This window comes from Rhodococcus sp. NPDC127593, from assembly GCF_042671975.1.
In the GTDB taxonomy this organism is placed as follows: Bacteria; Actinomycetota; Actinomycetes; order Mycobacteriales; family Mycobacteriaceae; genus Rhodococcus_F.
This window is the reverse complement of record NZ_JBHXWI010000102.1, coordinates 1-25,226: the sequence shown is the minus strand read 5'-3', so window position 1 is coordinate 25,226 and position 25,226 is coordinate 1. Positions and strand designations below refer to the sequence as shown.

Annotated in this window: 19 protein-coding genes and 1 pseudogene; 16 read left to right on the top strand and 4 right to left on the bottom strand. The window is 69.9% G+C overall.

Annotated elements, in window-relative coordinates; all coding sequences use genetic code 11:
• Positions 1-516: maleylpyruvate isomerase family mycothiol-dependent enzyme (locus tag ACFVJ3_RS46520; protein ID WP_378458513.1), on the top strand; the 516-nt coding region annotated here is incomplete at its 5' end.
• A gap of 12 nt (positions 517-528) precedes the next feature.
• Here ACFVJ3_RS46520 and ACFVJ3_RS46515 read toward each other — a convergent pair.
• A complete protein-coding gene (locus ACFVJ3_RS46515; RefSeq protein WP_378458512.1) occupies positions 529-1,221 on the bottom strand; it encodes an SDR family NAD(P)-dependent oxidoreductase in 693 nt (230 codons plus the stop codon).
• 134 nt (positions 1,222-1,355) lie between these two features.
• Between ACFVJ3_RS46515 and ACFVJ3_RS46510 the strand changes: the two genes are divergently transcribed.
• The 13 genes and pseudogenes from ACFVJ3_RS46510 to ACFVJ3_RS46450 all read left to right on the top strand — a co-directional run.
• Positions 1,356-2,249 carry a LysR family transcriptional regulator gene (locus tag ACFVJ3_RS46510; protein ID WP_378458511.1) on the top strand — a complete coding sequence of 298 codons (894 nt, stop codon included), beginning with the start codon at positions 1,356-1,358 and terminating at the stop codon, positions 2,247-2,249.
• A gap of 153 nt (positions 2,250-2,402) precedes the next feature.
• Positions 2,403-4,619 carry a shikimate dehydrogenase gene (locus ACFVJ3_RS46505; protein WP_378458510.1) on the top strand — a complete coding sequence of 739 codons (2,217 nt, stop codon included), beginning with the start codon at positions 2,403-2,405 and terminating at the stop codon, positions 4,617-4,619.
• A complete protein-coding gene (locus tag ACFVJ3_RS46500; protein ID WP_378458509.1) occupies positions 4,616-6,565 on the top strand; it encodes an FAD-dependent oxidoreductase in 1,950 nt (649 codons plus the stop codon). Before ACFVJ3_RS46505 ends, ACFVJ3_RS46500 begins: the two co-directional genes overlap by 4 nt.
• On the top strand, positions 6,565-7,359 hold the full coding sequence (locus ACFVJ3_RS46495) for an aldo/keto reductase (protein ID WP_378458508.1): 795 nt from the start codon (positions 6,565-6,567) through the stop codon (positions 7,357-7,359). Before ACFVJ3_RS46500 ends, ACFVJ3_RS46495 begins: the two co-directional genes overlap by 1 nt.
• A complete protein-coding gene (locus tag ACFVJ3_RS46490; protein ID WP_378458507.1) occupies positions 7,359-8,450 on the top strand; it encodes a Gfo/Idh/MocA family protein in 1,092 nt (363 codons plus the stop codon). Before ACFVJ3_RS46495 ends, ACFVJ3_RS46490 begins: the two co-directional genes overlap by 1 nt.
• A complete protein-coding gene (locus tag ACFVJ3_RS46485; RefSeq protein ID WP_378458506.1) occupies positions 8,447-10,171 on the top strand; it encodes an FAD-dependent oxidoreductase in 1,725 nt (574 codons plus the stop codon). Before ACFVJ3_RS46490 ends, ACFVJ3_RS46485 begins: the two co-directional genes overlap by 4 nt.
• Positions 10,168-10,995, top strand: coding sequence for a sugar phosphate isomerase/epimerase family protein (locus ACFVJ3_RS46480; RefSeq protein ID WP_378458505.1), 828 nt, complete (start codon positions 10,168-10,170; stop codon positions 10,993-10,995). Before ACFVJ3_RS46485 ends, ACFVJ3_RS46480 begins: the two co-directional genes overlap by 4 nt.
• A 23-nt stretch (positions 10,996-11,018) precedes the next feature.
• Positions 11,019-11,930 carry a LysR substrate-binding domain-containing protein gene (locus tag ACFVJ3_RS46475; RefSeq protein WP_378458504.1) on the top strand — a complete coding sequence of 304 codons (912 nt, stop codon included), beginning with the start codon at positions 11,019-11,021 and terminating at the stop codon, positions 11,928-11,930.
• A 135-nt stretch (positions 11,931-12,065) separates the two neighbouring features.
• Entirely contained in the window at positions 12,066-13,379 is a 1,314-nt protein-coding gene (locus ACFVJ3_RS46470; RefSeq protein WP_378458503.1) for an MFS transporter, read from the top strand.
• A gap of 1 nt (position 13,380) precedes the next feature.
• Positions 13,381-15,327 carry an FAD-dependent monooxygenase gene (locus tag ACFVJ3_RS46465; protein WP_378458502.1) on the top strand — a complete coding sequence of 649 codons (1,947 nt, stop codon included), beginning with the start codon at positions 13,381-13,383 and terminating at the stop codon, positions 15,325-15,327.
• Between the two features lie 9 nt (positions 15,328-15,336).
• Complete coding sequence (gene dhaL, locus ACFVJ3_RS46460; RefSeq protein ID WP_378458501.1) at positions 15,337-17,070, top strand: dihydroxyacetone kinase subunit DhaL; 1,734 nt, start codon at positions 15,337-15,339, stop codon at positions 17,068-17,070.
• Between the two features lie 124 nt (positions 17,071-17,194).
• Positions 17,195-17,992: a hypothetical protein gene (locus ACFVJ3_RS46455; RefSeq protein ID WP_378458500.1), complete on the top strand. Its 798-nt coding sequence runs from the start codon at positions 17,195-17,197 to the stop codon at positions 17,990-17,992.
• 299 nt (positions 17,993-18,291) lie between these two features.
• Positions 18,292-22,464: pseudogene (locus tag ACFVJ3_RS46450) on the top strand (cation-translocating P-type ATPase); the annotation flags it as partial.
• Positions 22,465-22,517: 53 nt separating this feature from the next.
• Here the strand turns inward: ACFVJ3_RS46450 and ACFVJ3_RS46445 are convergent.
• Entirely contained in the window at positions 22,518-22,667 is a 150-nt protein-coding gene (locus ACFVJ3_RS46445) for an Rv1535 domain-containing protein (protein WP_378458514.1), read from the bottom strand.
• Positions 22,668-22,730: 63 nt separating this feature from the next.
• On the opposite strand from ACFVJ3_RS46445, the gene ACFVJ3_RS46440 reads away from it, so the two are divergent.
• A complete protein-coding gene (locus ACFVJ3_RS46440; protein WP_378458499.1) occupies positions 22,731-23,003 on the top strand; it encodes a hypothetical protein in 273 nt (90 codons plus the stop codon).
• A 14-nt stretch (positions 23,004-23,017) separates the two neighbouring features.
• Here the strand turns inward: ACFVJ3_RS46440 and ACFVJ3_RS46435 are convergent, their stop codons facing one another.
• Positions 23,018-23,521, bottom strand: a complete 504-nt coding sequence (locus ACFVJ3_RS46435) for a hypothetical protein (protein ID WP_378458498.1) — start codon at positions 23,519-23,521, stop codon at positions 23,018-23,020.
• 113 nt (positions 23,522-23,634) lie between these two features.
• Entirely contained in the window at positions 23,635-23,904 is a 270-nt protein-coding gene (locus ACFVJ3_RS46430; RefSeq protein WP_005563493.1) for an ANTAR domain-containing protein, read from the bottom strand.
• 135 nt (positions 23,905-24,039) lie between these two features.
• Here ACFVJ3_RS46430 and ACFVJ3_RS46425 point away from each other — a divergent pair, with 135 nt between their 5' ends.
• On the top strand, positions 24,040-25,137 hold the full coding sequence (locus tag ACFVJ3_RS46425; RefSeq protein WP_378458497.1) for a GIY-YIG nuclease family protein: 1,098 nt from the start codon (positions 24,040-24,042) through the stop codon (positions 25,135-25,137).
• Positions 25,138-25,226 lie beyond the last annotated feature (89 nt).

Sequence of the window (25,226 nt, the reverse complement as noted above, 5' to 3'; positions counted from 1 at the left end):
GGCGTGGAGACCCCGATGTATGCGTCGGCGGAGCAGCGGGGCCGGGAGATCGCCGAGGGAGCCACCCTGTCGGCGGCGGCGCTGCGGAACCTGTTAGACCACACCGTGGCTAGGCTCGACGAGAAGTGGCGTAACCTCCCGGCCTCGGCGTGGGACGCGCAGGTGCGGACCGCGCAGGGCCGCACCGTGCCGGTGTCGGAGACGGCGTGGATGCGCACCCGGGAGGTGTGGATCCACGCCGTCGACCTCGGCAACGGCGGCCGATTCGGCGACTTCCCCGACGTGGTCCTCGAGTCGCTGCTCACCGACATCGTCGGGATGTGGCGGCGCAAGGACCTCGGCGCCGGACTGATACTGGCGGTCGACGGAGGTGAACCGGTTGCGGTGCAGCCGGATTCACCGCCCACCGACAAGGTGTCCGGGCCCCTCGCCGCGGTCGTGCGGTGGGCCGCCGGCCGCGGCGCCGTCGGACTCGGCGCCGGCGGAGAAATCCCGGAGCCCCCGCACTGGTTGTGAGCGAGAGGCGAGCTAGTACGACGCCCGGCCACCGCTGGCGTCGTAGACGGCGCCGGTCGAGAAGCTGAGCGCCTCCGAGCACAGCCATGCGACGAGTTCGGCGATCTCCTCGGGCCGTCCCATCCGGGCCATCGGGGTCAGGCTCTGCGACCGCGCGAGGATCGCCGGGTCGGTGCCGGCATTCATCGGGCTCTCCACCGCGGCGGGTGCCACCACGTTGGCCAGGACACCGGTTTGCGCGACCTCCTTGCCGAGCGATTTCGTCAGCGCGATCACGGCCGCCTTCGACGCCGAGTAGGCGCTCTGGTTGGGATTACCGTCCTTCGCCGCGATGCTCGCCAGATTCACCACCCGCCCCCAGCCGTCGTCGACCATGGCCGGCACGAACGCGCGGCAGAGGAGGAACGTTCCGTCGACATTGATCCGGAACGTGCGACGCCAGTCCTCGAGGTCGACGTCCACCAACGGAGCGGACGGTCCCACGACACCGGCGCTGTTGACGAGGATGTCGACGCGGCCGAGCCGGGCGGCGAGCTTCTCGACGGCGTCGGCGTCGGTGACGTCGAGGTGCTCGTCGGCCCCGGCGGCGACGTCGGCGGTGACGACGCGAACCCCGGCGCCGGCGAGGCGTTTCGCACACGCCGCACCGATTCCGCTCGCTCCGCCGGTGACGAGCGCGGTCGCGCCCTCGGGATACGTGGCCATGGTGGTTTCTCCTCGCGACTGTGTGCGCATTAGTCTTGTTCTATGTGCGAAATCGGTATGATTGGCTTCACACTGTGTATGAATTGGAATATATGGGCTGAGCCACATTCGTCAAACTCCCCGAAGGGAATCCGATGGAGATTCGCTGGCTGCAAGCGTTCGTCGCCGTTGCCGAAGAACTGCATTTCGGCAGGGCAGCCGCGCGACTCCAGATGGCCCAGTCGCCGCTGAGCCAGACCGTGCGCAAACTCGAGAAGGACATCGGCGTGCCGCTGTTCGAGCGGAGCACCCGCAGCGTCGCCCTGACGTCGGCGGGCCACACGTTTCTGCCGCACGCCTACCGGATTCTCGAGAGTGTCGACATCGCGCGGCAGGCCACCCGCGCGTCCGCCGGAGGCGTGTACGGCCGCATCAAGATCGGCTTCACGGGCGTGCTCAATCACCTGTCCCTGCCCCCGCTCACCCGCGCGCTCCGGCAGCGCTACCCCGACATCGAACTCACCCTCGTCGGGCGCATCATGACCCGTGACGCCATCACTCAGCTGGACAGTGGCGCACTCGATCTCGCATTCGTCGGCCTTCCTGTCGAGACGGCCTCGGTGTCCACCCGGCTGATCCGCCGCGAGCCGTTCGGAGCCGTCCTCCCGGCGGACCACCCCCTCGCATCCGAGCCGAAGATCGACCTGCGCGACCTGGCCGAGGACGGGTTCGTCACGACACCGCTGTCGGCCGGTTCGGCATTGCAGGAGGTCGCGATGCGGGCCTGTGTCGATGCGGGCTTCCGTCCGCGTGTGGTGCAGGAGATCACCGACCCGTACATGATCCTGATGCTGGTGGCGACGGGTGTCGGCGTGGCGCTGATGACGTCGGGCATTGCCGCGATCACGCCCCCGGGCACGGTGTTCGTGCCGCTCACCGGCGAGCCGATCTACATGAACCACGGACTCGCCTGGTCGCCCCGCCGCGTCTCCGACGCACTCCGGGTGGCGTTGACCGTGTCGGAGGAAATCCTCCCGACTCCCGATTAGGACGTTTTCGGTCTATATCTAAGACTTTTTTTGCGCTGGACTGCGCATAGTTCGCCATGACACGCTCGTCACGGTCCGGAACTTCGTGTGAGGTGAGTCACCTCCGAAGAAAGCCCTCGCGGCGTGCCGGATCCCAGGGACGAAAGGAACACCATGGCAAGCACGTCTACTCGCGACACCGGGGGACAACCGAACGAGAACGCCCGCCGGGCCGCCGTCTCGGGATTCCTCGGCAGCACACTCGAGTACTACGACTTCTTCATCTACGGGTCCGCGGCCGCGCTGGTCTTCCCGCGGATCTTCTTCCCGGGCGGAGGGGCCACGGCGACCCTGCTGTCGATCGGCACGCTCGGTGTGGCGTACATCGCGCGTCCACTCGGCGCAGTGCTGTGGGGACATCTCGGGGATCGGTACGGGCGCAAGAATTCGCTGCTGGCCTGCCTCCTGCTCATGGGTATCGCGACCGTGGTCGTCGGCTGCCTGCCCACCTACGACCAGATCGGTATCGCCGCGCCCATCATCCTGGTGCTCCTGCGATTGCTGCAGGGCCTGTCCGCCGGCGGCGAATCGCCGGGATCCTCCGCGTTGACCCTCGAGCACGCTCCGGACAACCGTCGTTCGTTCTACACCTCGTTCACCATGAGCGGCATCATGTTCGGCATCGTCATCTCGAGCCTGGTGTTCATTCCCGTGGCCGCGCTGCCGGACGACGCGCTCTACTCGTGGGGCTGGCGGGTGCCCTTCCTGCTCAGCATCTTCGTGACGGGCGTTGCCGTCTGGCTGCGCCGCAAGCTCGACGAGCCGGAGGTCTTCCTGGAGCTCGAGGAGCAGGACGACACGGCCGGTATCCCCGTCGTCGAGATGTTCCGCTCGCACTGGCGCACCGTGATCCGTATCAGCCTCAGCGCGACGTTCGCCATGATCAACACCATCGTCAACGTCTTCGCGCTGGCGTATGCCGTGCAGGTCGCCGGATTCGAACGGTCTACCATGCTGTGGGCCATCGCCGTCGCCAACTTCGTCGCGGTGCTCACCCAACCGCTGTTCGGCATCCTCGCCGACCGGATCGGCCGCAAACCGGTGTTCGTGACGGGCGCCGTCGGGTCCGCCGCGATGGTGTTCGTGTTCTTCCACGCGATCGGAACCGGAAGCGCCCCGATGGTGTTCGCGGCCGGCATCGTCCTGATCGGCCTGTTCTACGCGATGCCCAACGGTGTGTACCCGGCGTACTTCCCCGAGCAGTTCCCCGCCAAGGTCCGGTACACCGGAATGGCCGTGAGTCTCATGCTGGGACTTCTGGTGGCCGGCTTCACCCCGGCCATCGCACAGGTGCTGTCGGCGGGAGACACCGCGAACTGGACCCCGGTCGCGTGGATGTGTCTGGGCTTCGCGCTGCTGTCGTCGGCTGCCGCACTCACCGGTCCCGAGACGTACCGCACCGCCACCGAGCAGCTCGGCGAACCCGGCACGACGACGGTCACCGCCCGGCACCGGATCCGCCTCGTCGGGTCAGGGATCGCCACGTCCCTGTCGCCGGCGCTGCACGAACGCGAGGCCGCCGCCCTCGGCCTGACCGACTACCGCTACGACCTGATCGACGTCGCGGCGGAGGGCATCCCCGTCGACAGTTCCGGCGACATGCTGCGGCAGGCCGTCGCAGCGGGTTGCACCGGACTCAACATCACCCATCCGTGCAAGCAGGTGGTCGTAGACTCCCTCGACGAATTGTCCGACGACGCGCGACTTCTCGGTGCCGTCAACACCGTCGTCGTCCGCGACGGCCGCCTGATCGGTCACAACACCGACCACAGCGGATTCCTCGCGGCGCTGCGCCGGGGACTGCCCGATGCCGCGCTCGGCCGTGTCGTCCTCGCCGGTGCAGGCGGTGCCGGTTCGGCCGTCGCCTACGCGCTCGCGGCCGCCGGGGTGACGGACCTGCGGGTCGCCGACGTCGACCCGGCCCGTGCCTCGGACGTCTGCGTGCGCCTCGCGGCGGCCTTCCCGCAGACGCGGGTCACGGCCATCCCCCTCGACGCGATCGAAGCGAACCTGGAGCACTGCGACGGTGTCGTCAACGCCTCCCCGATCGGCATGGTCGGACATCCGGGAACACCGTTCGACACCGACGCGCTCCATCCGGGACTGTGGGTCGCCGACATCGTCTACCGCCCCCTGCGGACCGAACTCGTCGCAGCAGCAACCGCTCTCGGCTGTGAAGTGCTCGACGGCGGTCAGATGCTCGTCGCCCAGGCGGCCGACACGTTCGCCCTCCTCACCGGGGTCACGCCCGACCCCGACCGCATGCGCCGTCACCTCGGCGAACTGCTCGCCGATCAGTGCGCCCCGACCGTTCTCGAGGAGTCGCGATGACCGCACGTCCGTTCGCCGCACCGCTCGACGTGGGTAACGTGCGGCTGCGCAACCGCTTCGTGTCGGCGCCGATGGAGCGCAACTACTGCGAGGTCGACGGCACGATGACCGACGATTACATCGCGTACCTCGAGCGCCGTGCGGCGGGCGGCGCCGCTCTCGTCTTCACCGAGGCCAGCTACGTGCGGGCCGACGGCAAGGGCCGCATCCGGCAGATGGGCGTGGACGTCGACGAACGCATCCCGGGCGTCGCGAAGATGGCCGAGGCGATCCATGCGCAGGGTGCGCTCGTCGGCGTCGAACTCAATCACGGCGGCCGCACCGCGCAGGGTTCCGTCAGCGGATTCGTCCCCGTCGCACCGTCACCGATCCCGTGTGCGGTGGTCGGCGGCGAGATGCCCGAGCAACTCGACGGCGACGACATCGAACACATCATCGAATGCTTCGGCGAGGCCGCCGCGCGCTGTCAGCAGGCCGGGGTCGACGTGATCTCGCTGCACGGCGGTCACGGCTACCTCATCCACCAGTTCCTCTCGCCGGCGTACAACCACCGCGACGACGAGTGGGCCGATCCGGCGCTGTTCGTCAACAAGGTGATCGACGCCGTGCGCGCAATGGCTCCGGGTATCGCTCTCGGACTGCGGTTCTCGGCGTTCGAGGCCGTCGCCGGCGGTCTCGACGCCGAGACGACCCGCGCCCGCATCGACGCGATCGACACCGACCGGCTCGACTTCCTCGACGTCTCCGCCGGCAATTACGAATCCGGGCAGTGGATCATCCAACCCGGCGAGTGGCCGCGCGGACTCCTCGCCCCGTTCTCCGAGCAGTACACGCGGGACTTCGACCTCCCGGTCGGAGTCGCAGGCCGGATCAGCTCCCCCGAGGTCGCTGCGCGGATCATCGAATCCGGGCAAGCCGACTTCGTCAGCATGGCGCGCACCCTGCACGCGGACCCGGACTTCCCGAATCGCGCTCTGGACGGCGGCCGGTACCGGCCCTGCATCGCCTGCAACTACTGCATCGACAGCCTCGCCGCCGGACCCGTTCCGTGCTCGGTCAATCCGTGGGTGGGCCGCGAACTCGAGCAGCCGTCGAAGCCGGCGGACGTGGCGGTGCGCGTTGCCGTCGTCGGCGGCGGGCCGTCGGGCATGGCGGCCGCCCGCGACCTCGCGCTCGCCGGGCACCGCGTCGACCTGTACGACGAACGCGACAGCCTCGGTGGCGATTTCGCGCTGGCCTCCCGACTGCACGAGTACCCCGAGTACGCGCGGATCGTCGACTGGTACCTCGCCGAGATCGCCGACCTCGACATCACCTGCCACACCGGCACGCGGGTTGACGCCGCCACGCTGGCCGCCCTGGACTTCGACGCCGTCGTGCTCGCGACGGGCGGCCGCGGACCCCAGGTCGAGCTCCCGGGGGCCGACACCCGCAGGGTCCGCGACGTCCGCGAGTTCCTGGAATCCGGAGACCCCGCACCCGCGGCGATCACGATCTTCGGCGCCGATCGGGAAGCGGCCGCGGTCGCCGACGACCTGCTCCAACACGGCACGAAGGTGGTCATGATCGGCCCGCAGGAGACGATCGCCCACGATGTCGGCCGACGCGGAAAGATTGTGCTGCTGCCGCGGCTCGCGGCGAGTGCGAACCTCACCACCCACCTGTCGTCGATCGTGACGCGGGTCGAGGCCGACCGGGTCGCAATCTCCACTGGAGGCGCCGAACGGATCGTCGATGCCCCCGGCGAACTGCTGATCTCACACGGCGTCGAACCGCGTACCGACCTGCTCGCCGCACTGCGGTCGCCGGCACCGCGACTCGGCGTCCACACGGTCGGCGACGCGAGTGGTGACGGCGGCTCGATCCACGCCGCTCTCGTCACCGCAGCCGACGTCGCCGCGAAGATCACCGCGGCCGCCGATGCCCGCGAGGCGGTCAGCGCGTGATGGACATCCCGCCCCTGGGTCTCGGGACCTGGCCGCTGACCGGCCCGGACGCCACCCGGGCCGTGCTGTCCGGAATCGAAGCCGGCTACCGGCTTATCGACACCGCCACGATCTACGACAACGAGGACGCCGTCGGTGTGGCGCTCGCGGAGTGCGGACTGCCCCGCGAGGAACTGTTCGTCACCACGAAACTGCGTGGGAGCGATCACGTGTCGGGTGACATTCGCGGCGCGGTCGAGCGCAGCCTGAAGCGCCTGGGACTCGATCGGCTCGACCTGTTCCTGATCCACTGGCCGCTGCCACGCCACGACAGGTACGTGGCGGCGTTCGCGGCCATGCTCTCGTGCCGCGACGCCGGCCTCGTCCGCTACGTCGGCGTCTCCAACTTCCTGGAGAAGCACCTGCGTCGCGTCGTCGCCGAGACCGGAGAACCGCCCGCGGTCAACCAGATCCAGATGGACCCGTCGCTCGCCCGGCTGCCCGTCCGGCGCGCGAACGACGAGCTCGGAGTGTTCACGCAGTCGTGGAGCCCACTGGGCCGCGGCGAGGTGTTCGGCTCACCCGTGGTCACCGACATCGCCCGGCGCCTCGACCGCACCCCCGCGCAGGTGGTCCTGGCCTGGCACTTCGCGCAGCGTGTCGTGCCGGTCGCGAGATCGGCGAATCCCGCCCGCCAAGCCGAGAACCTGGCCGCCCTCGACGTGCGGCTCACCGCTGCGGACGTCGACGCCCTGAACCGTCTCGACCGCGGCGAGTCCGCGGCCCGGGACGTCGAAACCGAGGAGCACTACTGATGGCACTACGTATCGGCATCGTCGGCTGCGGAAAGATCGCCGGCAATCACGCCCGGGCCCTGCAGCAGGTGCCCGGCGTCGAGGTGGTCGGCTGCTGCGACCCCGACGTCGACCGGGCCCAGGCATTCGCGTCCGCGCACGGCATCGCCCGTGTGGTCGGTTCGGTGGAGGAGTTGATCGCGCTCGGTCTCGATGCGTGCACCGTCTGCACGCCGCACCCGGTGCACGAGCAGGTGGTCGTCGCGGCCGCCGAGGCCGGGATCCACGTGCTGTGCGAGAAGCCGATCGCGGTCGACGTCGCCGCCGCCGACCGGATGATCGCGGCCGCCGACCGCGCGGGCATCACGTTCGGTGTGCTGTTCCAGCGCCGGTTCTGGCCGGCCGCGAGACGAATCAGGACGGCCATCGACGACGGCCGGATCGGCGTTCCGGCGCTCGGTGAGGCGTCGGTGCTTCTCCACCGCCCGTCGTCCTACTACTCCGCCGACGAATGGCGCGGACGGTGGGACACCGACGGCGGCGGAGTCCTGATGACGCAGGCCGTCCACCAGATCGACATGCTCCAATGGTTCATGGGTGAGGCCGTCTCGGTGAGCGGCTTCATCCGCACCCATACCCACGGCGACCACATCGAGACCGAGGACAGTGCGTCCGCCGTCGTCTCGTTCGCGTCGGGCGGCACGGCTACCGTCACCGCGACCACCGGCGCCAACCACAACCTCGGCAACCGGGTCACCGTGATCGGGCAGACCGGTGCGATTGCGAGCGTCCTCGAGTTCCCCGAGGGCCGGGAGGGCGTCAACGAGATCTGGACGGTCCCCGGCGAAGTCGAGTTCCGCGCCCCGTTCACCGCCGACGTCCGCGCCAATCTCGACGTCGCAGAAGTCAACGCCGGACTCGCCGACTTCCACACACTTCAGGTGCAGGACTTCGCGGACGCCGTCCTGACCGGTCGCGACCCTGCCGTCACCGGACGCGACGCACGCGCCTCGCTGGCGATCATCGCGGCGATCTACGAGTCTTCGCGCACCGGCCGGGTGGTCGATCTAACGCCCGCACCGGCCCCCGCCACCACCAAGGAGAACGCATGACCCCCGACCCTTCCACCCCGACCTATGACGTCGTCGTCATCGGCTCCGGAGCGGGCGGTCTGTCCGCCGCCGTCGCCGCAGCCGACGGGGGAGCGTCCGTCCTCGTCGTCGAGAAGGCGGACACGTGCGGCGGCGCGACGGCATGGTCCGGCGGTTGGATGTGGACGCCGCGGAACCTGTTCGCGCAGGCGGACGGCGTGAACGAGGACCGCTCGCTGCCGCGCACGTATCTCGAGCACCGACTCGGCGAGAACTTCGACGCTGCCAAGGTCGACGCCCTGCTCGACGGCGCACCCGAGATGGTGGAGTTCTTCGAGAAGAAGACGGCGCTGCAGTTCGTTCCGGGCGCGAAGATCGCCGACATCCACGGCGACACACCGGGTGCGGGCACGGGGCACCGCTCCGTCGGACCGAAGCCGGTGAGCCTCCGGAAACTCGGCCCCGACGTCGCGGCGCTGCTCCGGCGCCAGCTCTACGAGACGTCGTTCCTCGGTATGGGCATCATGGCCGGCCCGGACCTGCAGGCTTTCCTGCACTCGACGCGTTCGGCGAAGGCGTTCGCACACTGCGCCCGCAGGGTGTCCACGCACCTGCTCGACCTCGCCACCACACGCCGCGGCCAGCAGCTCGTCAACGGCACCGCACTCGTCGGCCGGCTGCTGCGGTCGGCGCTCGACGCCGGCGTCGAGATTCGCGTGAGCACGGCGGCCACCGCGCTGACCACCGACTCCGCGGGCACCATCACCGGTGCCCGGCTGGAGGGCCCGGACGGGGCCTACACCGTGCAGGCGCGCCGCGGAGTCGTCCTCGCGACGGGTGGCTTCAGTCGCGACGTCGACCGGATTCGCGAACTCTTCCCCCGCACACCCACGGGCCGGGAACACTGGACCCTCACCCCGTCCACGACCACCGGCGACGGCATCACCCTCGGGGAGTCGGTCGGCGGGCGACTCGACCGCTCGGTCGCGTCGCCGGTGGCGTACTGCCCGGTGTCGATCATCCGGTACCGCAACGGCAGGGAGGGCGTGTTCCCGCACATCCTCGACCGCGGAAAGCCCGGCGCCATCGGCGTTCTCGCCGACGGCCGCCGATTCGTCAACGAGGCCCTCGGCTACCACGACTACACCCTCGCGATGGTCGAACAGATCCCCGACGGCGAAGAGGTCTGCTCGTGGTTGATCGCCGACCAGCGGTACCTGCGGTACTTCCCGCTCGGCATGGCCAAGCCACTGCCGATCCCCACGTGGCCGTACCTGAAGTCGGGCTACCTCACCCGCGGCCGCACGGTGCGCGAGCTCGCCGAGAAGATCGGTGTCGACCCCGACGGCCTGGAGAAGACGGTCGCGGCGTTCAACGAGGGTGCCCGCGACGGCGTCGACCCCGAGTTCGGTCGTGGCACCACGCCGTTCACCGTCGCGTCCGGCGACGCCGACAATCCGTGGCCCAACGCCTCCCTCGCACCGCTCGCGGAGGGCCCGTTCTACGCGGTCAAGGTGGTGCCCGGCAGCTTCGGCACGTTCGCCGGTCTGGTCACCGACAGGGCGTCCCGGGTGCTGAACGACGACGACCAGCCGATCGACGGACTGTTCGCCGTCGGGGTCGACCAGTCCAGCGTCATGGGCGGCCACTACCCGTCCGGCGGCATCAACCTCGGCCCGGCCATGACCTTCGGCTACCTGACCGGTCGCCGCCTCGCCTCGACGACAGGAGATCTGCGATGACCGCCCCACTCGGCCTTGCCGCACTCACCGTGCTCGACACCGCACCGCCGCAACAGGTGGACCTCGCCGAGAAGCACGGCTTCGACACCATCGGCATCCGGCTGCTGCCCGCCGCGCGCGGCACCACCGCCTACCCGCTGCACGAGGACGACGCCGCCCTCGACGCGCTGATCCGTCGTCTCGACGATTCGCCGATCGAGGTGTTCGACCTCGAAATCATCCGGCTGGGAGCCGATTTCGATCCGAGGTCGTACGTTCCTCTGCTCGAGGCGGGCGCACGGCTCGGCGCGAAGGCCGTGCTCGTCGGCGGCGACGACCGCGACCGCTCCCGGCTCACCGACTCCTACGCCCGGCTGGCGGAGCTGTGCGCGCAGTACGGCATCGTCGCGAGCCTCGAGTTCATGCCGTGGACGGCCGTGCCCGACGCAACCACCGCGGTCGAGATCGTGTCGCAGGCCGACGGGCCGGCGCGCAGCGTGCTGGTGGACGGGCTGCACGTCGGACGGTCGAGCACCACGCTCGACGACCTGGCGGCGATCCCGCGGGAGTGGCTGCACTACGCCCAGATGTGCGACGGCTCGGTGCCTGCGCCCACGGACGACACCGAACTGATCCGTCAGGCGCGCGAGGAGCGACTGGTGCCGGGGTCGGGCGGCATCCCGCTCGCCGACATCTGGGCGACGTTGCCGGCGGGCCTGCCGGTGAGTATCGAACTCCCCAACGAGCCGCTCCGGCGGGCCGTCGGCACGGACGCGTGGCTCGCGCGGCTGGTCGCCGCCACCCGGGAGGTGCTCGCGCAGGTTCCGGCGGCCACCGGACGCTGACTTGTCCGCGCTACCGTTCTTGCATGCCCCGCCCCGACAACGTCCCCGTGTACACGATGCGCCAGCTGGCGGCGTTCGTGGCGGTGGCGGAGACCGGGACGATCAGTGGTGCGGCCGAGCGGATGCACTTGTCGCAGTCGGCGTTGTCCGCTGCGGTGACGGATTTGGAGAAGGCACTGAGGGCGCAATTGTGTGTGCGCCGGCGCGCCCGCGGAGTGCAGCTGACCCCGACGGGGGAGGCGGTACTGTCGCGGGCGCGTGCCCTGTTGCAGCAGGCGGGGGAGTTGCAGGCCGACGCGTGCGGAGAGGGCGGTGTCGTCGCGGGGCCGATCGCCGTCGGCTGCTACCCGGCGCTCGGCCCGACGATCCTGCCGTCGATGTTGTACGCGTTCACCGCCGAGTACCCGCGCGCGTCGGTGGAGTTCCGGGAAGACACGCAGAACCGGTTGCGGACGGAACTCGAGGGCGGCGAACTGGACGTCGCCATCGTCTACGACCTCGACCTGTCCCCGGAGTGGCAGACCGTGCCGCTGATGACCCGGGAGCCGATGGTGGTGCTCGGGGCGGAGCATCCGCTGGCGGGCGTCGACGGGCCGGTGCGTCTCGCGGATCTGGCCGAGCATCCGATGGTGCTGCTGGACGCGCCACCGAGCACCAACCATGCGATGGAGGTCTGCCGGGAGGCCGGTTTCGCGCCCCGGGTGGCGTATCGGACCGCGAACTTCGAGACGGCGCGGGCCTTCGTCGGACGCGGGCTGGGATGGACGTTGCTGCTGCAACGACCCCGGGTGGACGTCACGTACGAGGGTCTGCCCGTCGTCGTGAAACCGATCGCCGAACCGAAACCGGCGTCGGTGGCCGTGGTCGTGGCGTGGCATCAGGAGGCGACGCTGAGCCGGGTCGCGCGTGCGTTCATCCGGTTCGTCACGGCCTGAACTGCGTATTCACGACTTCCACGGATTTTCTGCAATTCATGCGGGGATAGTCCCGCTTTTCAGATGTATGTGAGTCGGGTCATTGTTTTCCGGTAGCGCGATGAGTGTGCGCGCAGCAGAACGGGAAGGCAGACGATGACGGCAATCACCGAGGCGACACCGCCGGTGTCTCACAAGGAAGCGCGCAGGGCAGTCCTGTCGAGCTTCGTCGGTACCGCGATCGAGTGGTACGACTTCTTCATCTACGGCACCGCCGCAGCCCTGGTGATCGGACCGCAGTTCTTCCCCGGCGCGTCGACGTTCGCCGGAACCCTCGCCGCATTCGCCACGTTCGCGGTCGGCTTCATCGCCCGCCCGATCGGCGGTGTCGTCATGGGCCACTTCGGTGACCGCATCGGACGCAAGTCGATGCTGGTGCTGTCGCTGACGATGATGGGCGCCGCGACCGTCGGCATCGGACTGCTCCCGAACTTCGAGGCCATCGGGGTGGCCGCACCCATCCTGCTGGTGGCGTTGCGGTTCGTTCAGGGCATCGGCGTCGGCGGCGAGTGGGGCGGCGCGGTGCTCATGGCCACCGAGCACGCCCCGGAAGGCAAGCGCGGACTGTACGGCGCGGCGCCGCAGATGGGCGTTCCGGCCGGAGTGATCATGGCGAACGTCGTGTTCCTCGCCGTCACCCAGCTGCTGTCCGACGACGCGTTCCAGACGTGGGGCTGGCGGGTGCCGTTCCTGATGAGCGCCGTGCTCGTCGGCGTCGCGATGTGGATTCGGCTCGGCGTCTTCGAGTCCCCGGCGTTCGCGGAGGCCAAGGAGAGCGACACGATCGTGAAGATGCCGATCGTCGAGGTGCTGACGAAGAACTGGCGGACGGTCCTGCTCGCGGCGGGCACGTTCATCGCGACCAACGGCATCGCCTACGTGTTCATGGTGTACGTCCTGACGTACGGCACCACGGAACTCGGATACAGCCGCGCCACGATGCTCACACTGCTGATCGTCGCGTGCCCGGTCTGGATGGCGGGCATGGCCGTGTCGGCCTGGAAGTCGGACGTGCTCGGCCGGCGCCGCGTCTACACGTGGAGTTCGATCACGCTCGTGATCGTGGCCGCAGTGTTCTTCCCCCTCATCGACACGGCGTCGATCCCCGTCATGCTGCTCGCGATGATCGCGATGGCGGCGGTGCTCGGCACCACCGCGGGCCCGCAGTCGGCACTGTTCGCGGAACTCTTCCCCGCCCACATCCGCTACAGCGGTGCATCACTCGGCTATCAGATCGGCGCCATCCTCGGCGGCGGGCTCGCACCGTTCATGGCGACTTGGCTGTTCGGGGCCTTCGGTAGTTCGACGGCCGTCACCGCCTATTTCGTGGTGATCGCCGTGATCAGTCTCGTCGCGATCCTGCTGCTGCCGGAAACGAACAAGATCGCAAAGAAAGCGGAGGCCGTCTGACATGTCCACCTACTGTCAGCCTCAGAAATACTCGGCGACGGAGTTCGCGTCGACGAGTGCAACCGACGAGGCCCTGCCCGTCGTCGTCGTGGGCGCCGGACCGGTCGGCATGGGCGTCGCGCTCGGCCTCGCGCAGCGGGGCATCCCCGTAACCGTGCTCGAGGCCGCTGACCAGGTGTCGTTCGGCAGCCGCGCCATTTGTATCTCCCGGCACAGCCTCGAGGTGGCGGCCCGGCTCGGCTTCGGGCCGGAACTCGAGAAGATCGTGCTCCCCTGGGTGGGTGGGCGCAGCTTCTACCGCGACGAGCAGGTGCTGCATTTCGAGATGGCGCACGGCGAGCACGACGTCCGCGGGCCGATGGTCAACGTGTCGCAGTCGGAGATCGAGCAGATGATGACGGACACGCTGCTCGCGCACCCCCTGATCACGTTCCACTGGTCGTCGAGCGTCGCCGGGGTGCTGCGGTCGGACGAGGACGTGACGCTCGACGTCGACACCGCGTTCGGTGCGCGCCGACTCCGCGCGCGCTGGGTGGTGGCCGCCGACGGCGGTCGCAGCCGGATGCGTGAACTGGCGGGAATCCGGTTGCAGGGAAACAGCTATCAGGGCAATTACGTGATCGCCGACATCCACTGGGAATCGACGCTGCCCGCCGAGCGGATGGTGTGGTTCGACCCGCCGAGCAACCCCGGCTCGACGATCATCATGCATCAGCAGCCCCGCGACATCTGGCGCATCGACTACCAACTCGACGGTTCCGACGACGCCGAGCTCGAGACGCAGGAAGACCGCATCCGCGACCGGATCACGCGGCACCTCGACTGGCTCGAGAACGACGTGCCGTGGACCCTCGAGTGGCACGGCTTCTACCGCGCGCACGCGCTCGCACTGGACGACTTCACGCACGATCGCATCCTGTTCGCCGGCGACGCAGCCCACCTGGTGCCGATCTTCGGTGTCCGCGGGCTGAACTCCGGCATGGAGGACGCGGAGACGCTGGCCTGGACACTGGCCGCCGTCGTCCACGGGACAGCAGACGAGGCACTCCTGCAGGCATATTCGGCCGAACGGCGTGCCGCCTGGCAGCAGAACGTCGACAACGCGGGCAAGTCGACCCTCATCATGTCGCCCGGCAGCCACGGCTACCGCACCACCCGTGACGCCGTGCTGGCGCTGGCCACGACCCGTCCGGAGTTCGGTCACCTCATCAATCCGCGGCAGTCGAGTGCGACGCACGCGCACCTGTCGCCGCTCACGTGGCCGGTCGCGGAGGGGACGACCGGGGTACTGCCCGGGGATCCGATGGAGGACCGGCGCGTCCGCGTCGCCACCGCCGACGGATCGGTGGAATCGTCGCTGAACCGCGTCCGGGGAACGGGTTTCGCGGTGCTGGGTGTCGGGGTCGACCCGGCCGGTGCCCGGATGATCGCCGCGCACGCGTCCGCGCTCGCGATGGCGCTGACGCCCGAATCGGTGCGGGCGGTCGTCGTCCCGGCACCGGGCGTGGTGGTGGACGCGGCGGCCGACCTGACGGTCCTCGACGACGCCGACGGTGCGCTGACGACGGCTCTCGGCGCGTCCGCGGGTGAGTGCTTCGTGATCCGCCCGGACGGACTCGTCCTGTGCCGCGTCCGCGACCTGTCGCTGCTCGGTGATATCCACGACCACCTGAAGTTCGCGACCGCCCCCATGCTGGGCGTCGTCCCCGCGCACACGGAGACGACTGCGACGCCGGACGAACTGCTGCGCGAGAACGTGTGGATGGGACTGTCGGAGGCGCTCGACCAGGCCGACGAGTCGGACCGCGAGGGATTCCTGACCCGGCTCGCGCTGCTGCTCGGATCGCAATCGGGCCTGCGGGAGTTTCAGGAAGCGCTGGCCGCCGCCTCCCAGGTGAGTGGCAAAGTGTGCTCCGGCACTCCGCGGCACTCACATGCGGACGCCTAGCCTGGGGACATGGCGCACCCACAGTTCCTGAACTCGCCCAAGTCCTTCGTCGTCGATGCGCTCCGCGGGGCCGTCGCCACCACCGACGACCTCGAATGGCGTCCGGAGCCGGGATATCTCACACGGCGGGAACCGTTGCGGTCCGGGCAGGTCGCGTTGCTGTCGGGCGGCGGCTCCGGGCACGAACCGCTGCACACCGGGTTCGTCGGCCGGGGCATGCTCACCGGAGCCTGCCCCGGCCTGATCTTCAGTTCGCCCAACGCGCTGCAGGTGCGGGCCGCCACCCGGGCCGTGGACGCGGGCGGCGGCGTCGTGCACATCGTGAAGAACTACACCGGCGACGTCCTCAACTTCCGCATCGCCGGCGACCTGGCGGCAGAGGACGGCATCACGGTCGAGCACGTGCTCGTCGATGACGACGTCGCCTCCGAACGGGAGGACGGGCCCGGACGTCGCGGCACCGCGGCCACGATCGCGGTCGAGAAGATCTGCGGCGCTTCGGCCGAACGCGGAGACGACCTCGCCACCGTCGCGGAATTCGGGCGACGCACGGCCCGGAATTCCCGCAGCATGGCGGTCGCGCTGAGAGCGTGCACCGTACCAGGAGCGGACTCGCCGTCGTTCGACCTCCCGGAGGGGCAGATCGAACTCGGGATCGGCATCCACGGCGAACGCGGAACCGAACGGGTCGACGCGATGGCGGCCGCCGAACTGGTCCGCCAGCTCACCGACCCCGTGCTCGCCTCACTCGGCGTGGAGCGGGGGGATCCGGTGATCGCGATCGTCAACGGGCTCGGCGCGGCCCATCCGCTGGAGCTGCAACTGCTGTTCGGCGAGCTCGCCGACCACCTCGCGGAGCGGGGTGTGGTGATCCGGCGCTCGCTGGTCGGCAGCTTCGTCACCGCCCTCGACATGGACGGCGCGTCCATCACACTGGTGCGCTGCGACGACCAGCTCCTCGAACTGTGGGACGCACCGACCGCCGCACCGGGATGGCCCAACGCCCCGGCCGGTGAATTCCGCGGCATCGCAAACGAATCCGAGATGCGATTCCGGTCGAACGTCGCGTCCCGCGAGGACGAACCGGAGGTGCCCGGCACCGCCGACGCGCTGGGCCGGGCGACGGTGGGCGCGTGGATCGGTGCGTTCGTGGAGAAGGTGCTCGCCGAGGAGCCGAACCTCACCGACCTCGACCGGAGGGCAGGCGACGGGGACTTCGGCACCAACATGGTGGCCGCACTCGATCACGTCAACGTTCCCAGGATCCGCGACAGCTACTCCCCGGCGACGGTGTTCGAGTCACTGTCCGACGCCTACCTCGGTCACGCGGGTGGCACGTCGGGCGCGCTGTTCGGCGTCTGGTTCCGGCAGTTCTACCGGGTGGCCGCCGACGCCCCGCAGGGTCTGGACACGAAGGCGATCGCCGCCGCGGCACGGGCCGGCCTCGACACGATCCAGGAACTCGGCGGGGCGCAACCCGGAGACAAGACGATGATCGACGCCATCGCCCCCGCCGTCGCCGCCCTCGAATCGGCCGCCGAGGCCGGGAAGAATCCGGCCGACGGATTGACGGAGGCCGCGGACGCCGCTGCCCGCGGTGCCGAGGCGACCGCGGACCTCACCGCGCGGCGCGGCCGGGCCAGCTACATCGGTGAGGCGGCGCGCGGTGTCGTGGACCCCGGTGCCCTGGTCCTGTCGTGGTTCTTCGCCGAGGCAGCGGAAGCGGCCCGCGCGGTCGGGTAGTCACCGAAACCGGGCTCGGCACGTAAGGTGAGGAGAAGAACGCCGAGTCGTGCTGCGCAAACCCGTCGCCACACCTCTCTCCACCTGCGTACGGGACGCAGAATCACGGACGGACACGTAGACAGTGGAAGACACCGCCAGCCGGGGAATCCAGGCTTTCATCGCCGATGTCGTGGAACGGGGTGGCAAGGCAGTCCGGCTCACCCACTCGCGACGTAACCCCGTCCAGGTCTGGGGCGACGACGGCACGAGCTGCATCGTGCGGGTGCGTTCCAAGCTCAGCGGCGACTGGCAGGCCCGAAAACAGGACGAATCGCTCGACGACGACGACACCGGCTCGCAGTTCTGGGTGTTCGTGGATCTCGCGAGTTCCCCGGAGGAATTCTTCGTCGTGCCCTCGTCCGAGGTCGCGGACGACATCCGCGCCGAGGTGGACCTGTGGATGATGGACACCCCCGGCCGCACCCGGACCGGGCATCACGCGATTCCGCTGAGCCGGGTCGCGCACGGTCGCGGACGCTGGGACCTGCTCGGGCTGGCGGGGGAGAAGGATCCCAGCCGCTACAGCGACGCGCAACGCGCGACGACGGCGGCCACGTTGCGCGCCGACGCCGTCGCCCGCGCATCCGCCAGGAAGAAGCCGGCCAAAGCGACGGCGGCGTTGGAGGAACTGGTCGATACCCGACTCGAGGTCGTGGCCGACTTCGAGGGGTATCGGTTGGTCGGACGGTTCGACCCCGACACGCAGTCTCTGGAGATCATGCGCGGTCCGATGCAGGGTCGCCGATTCCCCGACCCCACGGCCGCGGCGACCGCCGTTGCCAGCCATATCAGTGGGGACGTCGAAATCCACGACGGCTGGGAATTCTGGCGCACCGAACAGGGTGAGCGAATTTCCATGGGGCAGAACAGTATCCGATAGTCGCTGAGAGTTCCCTGAAACTGTTCCCGCACGTGACGGTTGGGAATACCCTGAGGTGGGTACCGAAGACATGATCCGCTGTGCATCGGCGGTAGTGGCCACGGCCGATGGGAGCTCATCATGCGAATCGTCGTCGGTGAAGTGCAGTTCGACCGCGAAGTGCTGTACGGCGCGGGGTCCGGGCAGTAGCTGCCGTGGGACTCGGTCGATACCTGCTCGCCGCCGCATCCCTGCCGGTGCGCGGCGCCGGTGTCGGACTCGGGGTGGCGTCCTACGGGGGCACCGTCGCTGCCGATCTGATGGCGACCACCGCCCGGACCGCGACACAGATCGTCACCGAGGTGCTCGGGGGAACCCCGGCCCGCCGCACGAGTTCCGGACACGGCCGTGCCTGGATCGAGGTCCGCGGACTCGACGGACCTCGCGGCGACGACGTGGCCGCGACTGTTCTCGGCGCGGTCCGGGAGACCTCAGGCGTGGTGGGAGCGGAACTCAACCGCGCGCTGTCCCGGCTGGTGGTGACGGTCGACGAGCACGGACCGTCGGTGGCCGGGCTGTGCGCGGTGGTCGCGGGCGCGGAGGATGTCGCCCGACCGCTTGCCCGCGGCGCCGTCCGTGACCGACCCGGAGAACTTCCCGGCGACGACGTCGCCCTCGCCGAACGTGCCCTCGCACTGGCCGCCGTCACGACGGGCCTCGTCGCGGCCGCCGGCATTCGCCTGCTCCCGATGCCCGCCCTGCCGGCGGCGGTGCCTGCCGCCGCCGTCACCTTCGTCAACTATCAGCCGCGTTTGCGCAGCATGGTCGAGAACCGGCTCGGGCCGGACGCCGCCGAACTGCTGCTCGCCACCGCCCAGGCCGTCGGCGACGTGCTGCGGCGGGCGCCCGCGTCACTCGCCGTGGACGTGGCACTGCGGTCGGCGATCACGGCGGAGGCGTGGTCGGGTCGGCGGGTGTGGCATCGCCGCGAACCCGAACTGGCCCGGGACCCCGCGGATCACACCGGCCGCCCCGCCCGCGACCGCGGCACGTCGGGACCGGTGGAGCGGGACGTGGACCGGGCGGCGATTGCGCAGTGGGTGGGCGCGACCGCGGTGGGGGCGGCGACCCGGAGTGTCGCAGGCGCCGCGGACGCGGCCCTGGTCGCCGCGCCGAAGGCGGCGCGCACCGCGCGCGAGGCCTTCGCCGCGACACTGGGCCGTGGACTGGCCGATCACCACGCCGTGCTGGCTCTGCGTCCCGGCGCGCTGCGCTGCCTCGACCGGGTCGACGCGGTGGTCGTGGACCCGTCGGTGCTGCACACGGCCGAGCTCCGGGTCAGCGGCATCCGCGCGGTTCGGGACGCCGACCGGACGAGAGTGTGGGAGGCCGCTCGATCTGCCGTGGAGGCCGGCGCTCTCGGGGTGGGCTGGCACGCGCTCGCCGACCTTCCGGACGATGTCGCCGCGGCAGCCGTGGACGAAGATTCCGCCGTTCTCGTGACGCCCGCCCACCACGCGAGCGCGGCGGCCGTGCTCGCGCAGGCGCGCACGTCGGGCGCCCAGGTGGTGTCGGTGAACGTGGACACGCTCGGCGGACTCCGCTCGGCTTTCGACGATCTGCTCCCCTCGAGTGGATCGCTGGACGCCGACCTTCGTGACGCCGTCGCACAGTTGCAGGCGAACGGCGCGACGGTCGCGGTGGTCGCCGGCCGGGCACCGCACGCGCTGTCGTCCGCCGACGTCGGTATCGGTGTCCTCGTCGACGACGCCCCGCCGCCGTGGTGTGCGGACCTGCTGGTCGACGACCTCGTCGGAGTCTGGCGGGTGCTGCGGTCCCTGCCGGACGCTCGGACGGCGAGCCGGCGCGGCGTCGAGATCGCAACGGCGGCGTCGATGCTCGGTGCGCTCGTCATGCTGCCGGGAGTGCGTGGCCGCGGACCCGGACCGGTCACAGTGGGCGCGGCGGCAGGATTGTGGACGGGTCATTCCCTCGCGCGCGGTGTGTTGCGGGCCGAGGTTCCACCCGCCGCCCCGATTCACGCCTGGCACGAGATGCCGGTGACGGACGTGCGCCGTCTGCTGCCGGCGCGCGGCGACGAGGAGGCCGCGGCGTCCCGGCGTCGCTCGGTGAATCTGGTGCTGACCCCGGTCGAGGCGATCGGGCGGCTCACGGCGTGGCCGGTTGGGCTGGCCTGGGATTTCGGCCGGGCGATGCGCACGGAACTGTCGGATCCGCTGACCCCCGTCCTCGCCACCGGATCGGCGGCGAGCGCTCTGCTGGGGTCACCGATCGACGCGGTGCTCGTGGGGTCGGTGCTGGCGGGCAACGCTGCGCTGTCGGCCGTGCAACGCCTGCACGCGGAACGTCTGCTGAACCGGTTGCTGGCGGCCGGCGATCCGCCCGCGCACCGCGTCGCCGGGTCCCCGGAGCGCCGGGTGACCGAGCAGGTGGAGGCCTCGCGGTTGCGGCCGGGCGACGTGATCGAGATCGGTCCCGGCGAGGTGGTTCCCGCAGACGGCCGGCTGGTCGAGGCGTCGGGCGTCGAAGTCGACGAGTCCTCGCTCACCGGGGAGTCGCTGCCGGTGGGCAAGCAGACGTCGCCGACTCCGGGCGCACCGCTCAGCGAACGCGCCTGCATGGTGTTCGCGGGAACCACGATCCTCACCGGCACGGCGGCGGCGATCGTCACCGCGGTCGGCGACGCAACGGAAGCGGGACGCGCGGGCGCGCTCACCCCCGCGAGTGCGTCGCACGTGGGTCTGCAGGCGCAGCTCAGAAGCCTCACCGACCGGGTCCTGCCCGTCAGCGTGGGAGGTGGCGCCCTGGTCACCGCCGTCGGGTTCCTGCGCGGCACCGGACTGCGACAGGCCGTCACGAGCGGTGTCGCGGTCGCGGTGGCGGCGGTTCCCGAGGGTCTGCCGCTCGTCGCCACCCTGGCCCAGCAGGCCGCCGCACGCAGACTGACGAGGTCGGGCGCGCTGGTGCGGGCGCCGCGGTCCGTGGAGGCGCTCGGCCGCGTCGACGTGGTGTGTTTCGACAAGACGGGCACCCTGAGCGAGAACCGCCTGCGGGTCGTCACCGCCGTCCCCGAACCGGGATTCGCACGCGAGGACGTCCTCGCGTGCGCCGGCCGGAGCGCCGTGACCCCCGACGGCGGTCCGGCCGCGCACGCCACCGACGTCGCGATCGCCGACGCGGCAGCGGGCCTGCTTCCGCACGAGGACGACCGGAGCAGCTTTCTACCGTTCCGCTCCGGACGGCCCTACTCGGCCTCGCTGTCGGGAACGCACCTGTCGTTGAAGGGTGCACCGGAGGTCGTGGTGGCGGCATGCACCGGAATCGACGCGGACGCGGTCCACGACACCGTTCTCGGTATGGCCGCCGACGGGTTGCGCGTCATCGCCGTCGCCCGCCGGACCGTCACGCCCTTCCAGGCGCGGCGCGCGGCCGACGACGCCGCGGTACTCGACGATCTGTGCGGCAGCGAGCTGCACCTCGTCGGACTGCTCGGGCTGGCCGACACCCCGCGCCCCGAAGCGGCCGGACTGCTGCCGGAGCTGGAACGGCTACAGGTCGGGGTCCGGCTGATCACCGGCGACCATCCCGTCACGGCCACCGCCATCACGCGAGAGCTGGGACTGGCCGTGTCGTCCGAGCAGGTGATCAGCGGGATCGACTGGGACACCCTGTCGCACCGGGGGCAGGAGAACGCCGTCGAGAAGTGCGTCGTCTTCGCCCGGATGTCGCCCGAGAACAAAGTACAGATCGTGCAGACCCTCGAACGCGTGGGTCACGTCTGCGCGATGGTCGGCGACGGTGCCAACGACGCGGCCGCGATCCGGGCGGCCAGCGTGGGGATCGGGGTCAGCTCGCGCGGCAGCGACCCGGCCCGCAGCGCCGCGGACGTGGTGCTCCTCGACGGCCGCGTCGACGCGTTGCTCGACGCCCTCGACGAGGGCCGGCAGCTGTGGCGGCGGGTGCAGGCGGGAGTATCGGTGCTGCTCGGCGGGAACGCCGGGGAGGTGGCATTCGCCCTGATCGGCAGCGCGATCGCCGGACGGTCGCCGCTCACCGCGCGTCAGCTCCTGCTGGTGAACGTGCTCACGGACGCCCTGCCCGCGGCCGCGCTCGCCGTGAGTCCGCCCAACGAACAGGCCCGGGGAGAGGGCCGCGGCCCGGACAGTGCGGCGCTGTGGCGGACCGTCGCGATCCGCGGCGCCGCCACCGCGGCAGGCGCGACAACGGCATGGGCGCTGGCGAGCGTGACGGGCCGGCAACGCCGGGCATCGACGGTGGGGCTGGTGGCACTGGTCGGCACGCAGCTGGGTCAGACGCTGATCGATTCACGGAGCCCGCTCGTGGTGCTCACCGCTGGCGGTTCACTGGCCGCACTCACCGTGATGGTCAGTACTCCCGGGATCAGTCAGCTCCTCGGTTGCACCCCGCTGGGACCGGTCGGGTGGGCCCAGGCGCTGGGATGCGCGGGTGCGGCGACCGCGGCAGCCGCGTTCGCACCGGGGCTGCTCGAAAAGTTTGCGGGCGATCAGTCGACGATCTCGATCACGCCCGCGCGCAGCAGCACGGCGTACACCTCCCGCAGCGGTGGAGTGAGGACGCGAGTGACCGCCCCGGTCAACGGGTCCCCGGCGGCGGAGAAGACACCGGCAGCGGTCTGGGCGACAGAACTCAGCACGACTCACACGGTCCGCGATCAAGGTGGCTGACCGGGAAACGGCACGGACAAGGGAGACGAACTATGGCCCAACGAACGTCGGAGGCGGAGTCGCAGAGCGACGCCGTCCAGCGGGTGCGGGAGGCCCACAGCTTCGCGGTGCAGCTACCGATCCTCGGCAAGGTGCCGCTGCCGCGTCCCGAGCAACTGGCATTCTTCGCGGCGATCGGACTGCTCGCCGCAGTCGAGATCATCGAATGGCCGGTCGCCCTGACCATCGCGGCAGGACACATCCTGATCACCGATCAGCACAACCGCGCCGTCCAGGAGATCGGGGAGGCCCTGGAAGGCGCGTGACGCGGAAGTCCGGATCAGGCGGGCGGGCAGGCCGGCGACGTCAACTGCGCGATCGCCACGATGGAACACGCCGTCGCCTTCGACAACTTCCACGTCCCGTTCTCGCCGGGTACGAAGATGGCGGGCAGGGTGTTCTGCTGCACCTGGCCGTTGATCGTCAACTGCAACTGCGCGCTGGCGCTGCCGTCGCCGTTGTCGATCACCGGGTCCAGAACCTGGACCTGCGCACCCGCCTGCTGCGAGGCGGCAGCGACCTGATTGAACAGGTTCGGATCCTGCTCGGAACCCTCCACCATCGCGATCTTCTCCTCGAGAGGAGTGGCCGGGTCGAGGCCCTTTGCCAGCAGGGCGTTGAGTTCGGCCGCGGTCGGCAGTACGAGGTCGGCGGTGGTTTCGGTCGCGGCGGTCGTGGTCGTGGTGGTCGCGCTCGGCCCGGCAGGCTCGTCGGAACCACATGCGGACATCGTGAGGGCTGCGGCGATCGCTACCGCGGCAACCGTGATTTTGCGGATCGTCAACTCAGTTACCTCTTCGTATCTCGGTGCGCTGGTCGTTCGGTCTCACATCGAGTCTGAAGGTTTGGGCAGCGTCGCGCCGTCGAAGCCAGAGAATTCTCAGACTTCGACCGAATTCAGGCCGCCGTACCGAACGCGCCACGGTACGGAGTGGCGTGGCTCCACTGCAGAGCCGCAGCGGTGACATCGGACGCGGGAAGGTCGTGGTGATGGGTCTGGATGAACGCGATCAGTGCGCGGGCGGTGCGCGCGAGGGCGACCTTGTGGCGGCGGGAGGTCTCCGCAAGTTCGGTGAACGCATCGTTCTCGGAGCATCCGCGATAGGCGATGAGGATGCCGACCGCGATGTCGACGGCCGTGCGGGTGGAGTAGCTGGGCGCTGTCATGAATGTTCTCCCAACCTGCGTCGGAATGGGTACCACTCCATCCTCCCGCACTCGGTAGGACGTCGAAAGGGTTCGAATCGCCTCGAGCCTTCCTCGTGCGAGTTCTTCACCCAGGTTTTCCCTTACGGTAGGGACATGGCTACCGTCTGGACGATCCCGATCGACATCACTTCTCGCTGGCTCGACAATTCCGAGGTCCAGACTTTCCTCGCGTCCAACGACCTGGACAACGCGGCACCCGACCCCCGGGTGCGGTTCGCGCAGTTCGCGGACGTCACGAAGTCGCTGGAACGGCACATCGGGCACACCTTCTCCTCGGTGCAGGGCGCGGCCACCGCACTCTTCGACGGCATCGACGGCGGTGTCCCCGTCGCGTTGAAACTGGCGGCGCTGCGACTGATTCTGAGAGAGGTGTACCAGACCCGCCACGCGCCGCAGCCGTTCCCGAAGCGGGTGGGTGAGGAACTCGGCACCTACGTCTACGCGCTTCTCGATCCCCGCAACAGGTCGGTGTTCTACGTCGGCGCCGGGCGCGGCACCCGGGTGTACGGCTACGTGTGGGAGGCGTTGGCCGAGAACGAGCACCGGCAGACGCTCGAGGATCCGGAAACCGACAGCGCCGAGGTGAAGGCCGCGACGATCGCTCGCATCCGCGAGATCTACGACTCCGGCCACGAGGTCGAGCACTACATCGTGGCGCATCGGATCGCCGACAGCGGTGGCGTCGCCGACGCGGTGCGTAACGGCGTCGTGGGTGCGCTGGGGCTGAACGAGGGTGCGGTGCTCAGCAATCTCGCCGGTGGCGCGGGCGAACATCGCGTGGTGCGCGTCGACGACCTCGTGTTGCAGTACGCAGCGGAACCTGTCCCGAACCTGCCGACCCCGTGCGTCGTCCTCGAGGTGCCCGCCGCGTCCCGGCGTGGCGTGACGTCGGAGGAGGTGTACGAACTGTCCCGTGGCGCGTGGGCGGCAGGTGCTGCTGTGCGCAACACTGACGACATCCCGGTGATCGTGTTCGCGGACAACATCGTTCGTGCCGCGTACCGCGCCAAGTCCTGGTCGTCGGTGGCACGACCCGGTGACGCGGCGCTGTGGCGGTTCACCGCCGAGTCCGACACCGAACTGGAGAGCCAATTCGTGAACAAGCGAATCGTTCCCGCCCAGGTCGGCCTGAAGAAGTGGCCCACCCACGGCTGGGTCCCGCACCTCACGCAGGCGCGCCCCGGCCGCTAACGCCGATTTTCACTCAGCGAATCGACCCGCATTTTGTGTCTGCTCACGCGAACTCGTAGCGCACGGTGCGGCCACCGAGCCAGGGGACG

Bases quoted from the DNA above. Each gene is read 5' to 3' on its own strand.
- ACFVJ3_RS46465 (WP_378458502.1), top strand. From the start codon at position 13,381: ATGTCCACCTACTGTCAGCCTCAGAAATACTCGGCGACGGAGTTCGCG.
- ACFVJ3_RS46475 (WP_378458504.1), top strand. From the start codon at position 11,019: ATGCCCCGCCCCGACAACGTCCCCGTGTACACGATGCGCCAGCTGGCG.
- ACFVJ3_RS46485 (WP_378458506.1), top strand. From the start codon at position 8,447: ATGACCCCCGACCCTTCCACCCCGACCTATGACGTCGTCGTCATCGGC.
- ACFVJ3_RS46490 (WP_378458507.1), top strand. From the start codon at position 7,359: ATGGCACTACGTATCGGCATCGTCGGCTGCGGAAAGATCGCCGGCAAT.
- ACFVJ3_RS46470 (WP_378458503.1), top strand. From the start codon at position 12,066: ATGACGGCAATCACCGAGGCGACACCGCCGGTGTCTCACAAGGAAGCG.
- ACFVJ3_RS46480 (WP_378458505.1), top strand. From the start codon at position 10,168: ATGACCGCCCCACTCGGCCTTGCCGCACTCACCGTGCTCGACACCGCA.
- ACFVJ3_RS46500 (WP_378458509.1), top strand. From the start codon at position 4,616: ATGACCGCACGTCCGTTCGCCGCACCGCTCGACGTGGGTAACGTGCGG.
- ACFVJ3_RS46495 (WP_378458508.1), top strand. From the start codon at position 6,565: ATGGACATCCCGCCCCTGGGTCTCGGGACCTGGCCGCTGACCGGCCCG.
- dhaL (WP_378458501.1), top strand. From the start codon at position 15,337: ATGGCGCACCCACAGTTCCTGAACTCGCCCAAGTCCTTCGTCGTCGAT.
- ACFVJ3_RS46440 (WP_378458499.1), top strand. From the start codon at position 22,731: ATGGCCCAACGAACGTCGGAGGCGGAGTCGCAGAGCGACGCCGTCCAG.
- ACFVJ3_RS46510 (WP_378458511.1), top strand. From the start codon at position 1,356: ATGGAGATTCGCTGGCTGCAAGCGTTCGTCGCCGTTGCCGAAGAACTG.
- ACFVJ3_RS46505 (WP_378458510.1), top strand. From the start codon at position 2,403: ATGGCAAGCACGTCTACTCGCGACACCGGGGGACAACCGAACGAGAAC.
- ACFVJ3_RS46425 (WP_378458497.1), top strand. From the start codon at position 24,040: ATGGCTACCGTCTGGACGATCCCGATCGACATCACTTCTCGCTGGCTC.
- ACFVJ3_RS46515 (WP_378458512.1), bottom strand. From the start codon at position 1,221: ATGGCCACGTATCCCGAGGGCGCGACCGCGCTCGTCACCGGCGGAGCG.
- ACFVJ3_RS46430 (WP_005563493.1), bottom strand. From the start codon at position 23,904: ATGACAGCGCCCAGCTACTCCACCCGCACGGCCGTCGACATCGCGGTC.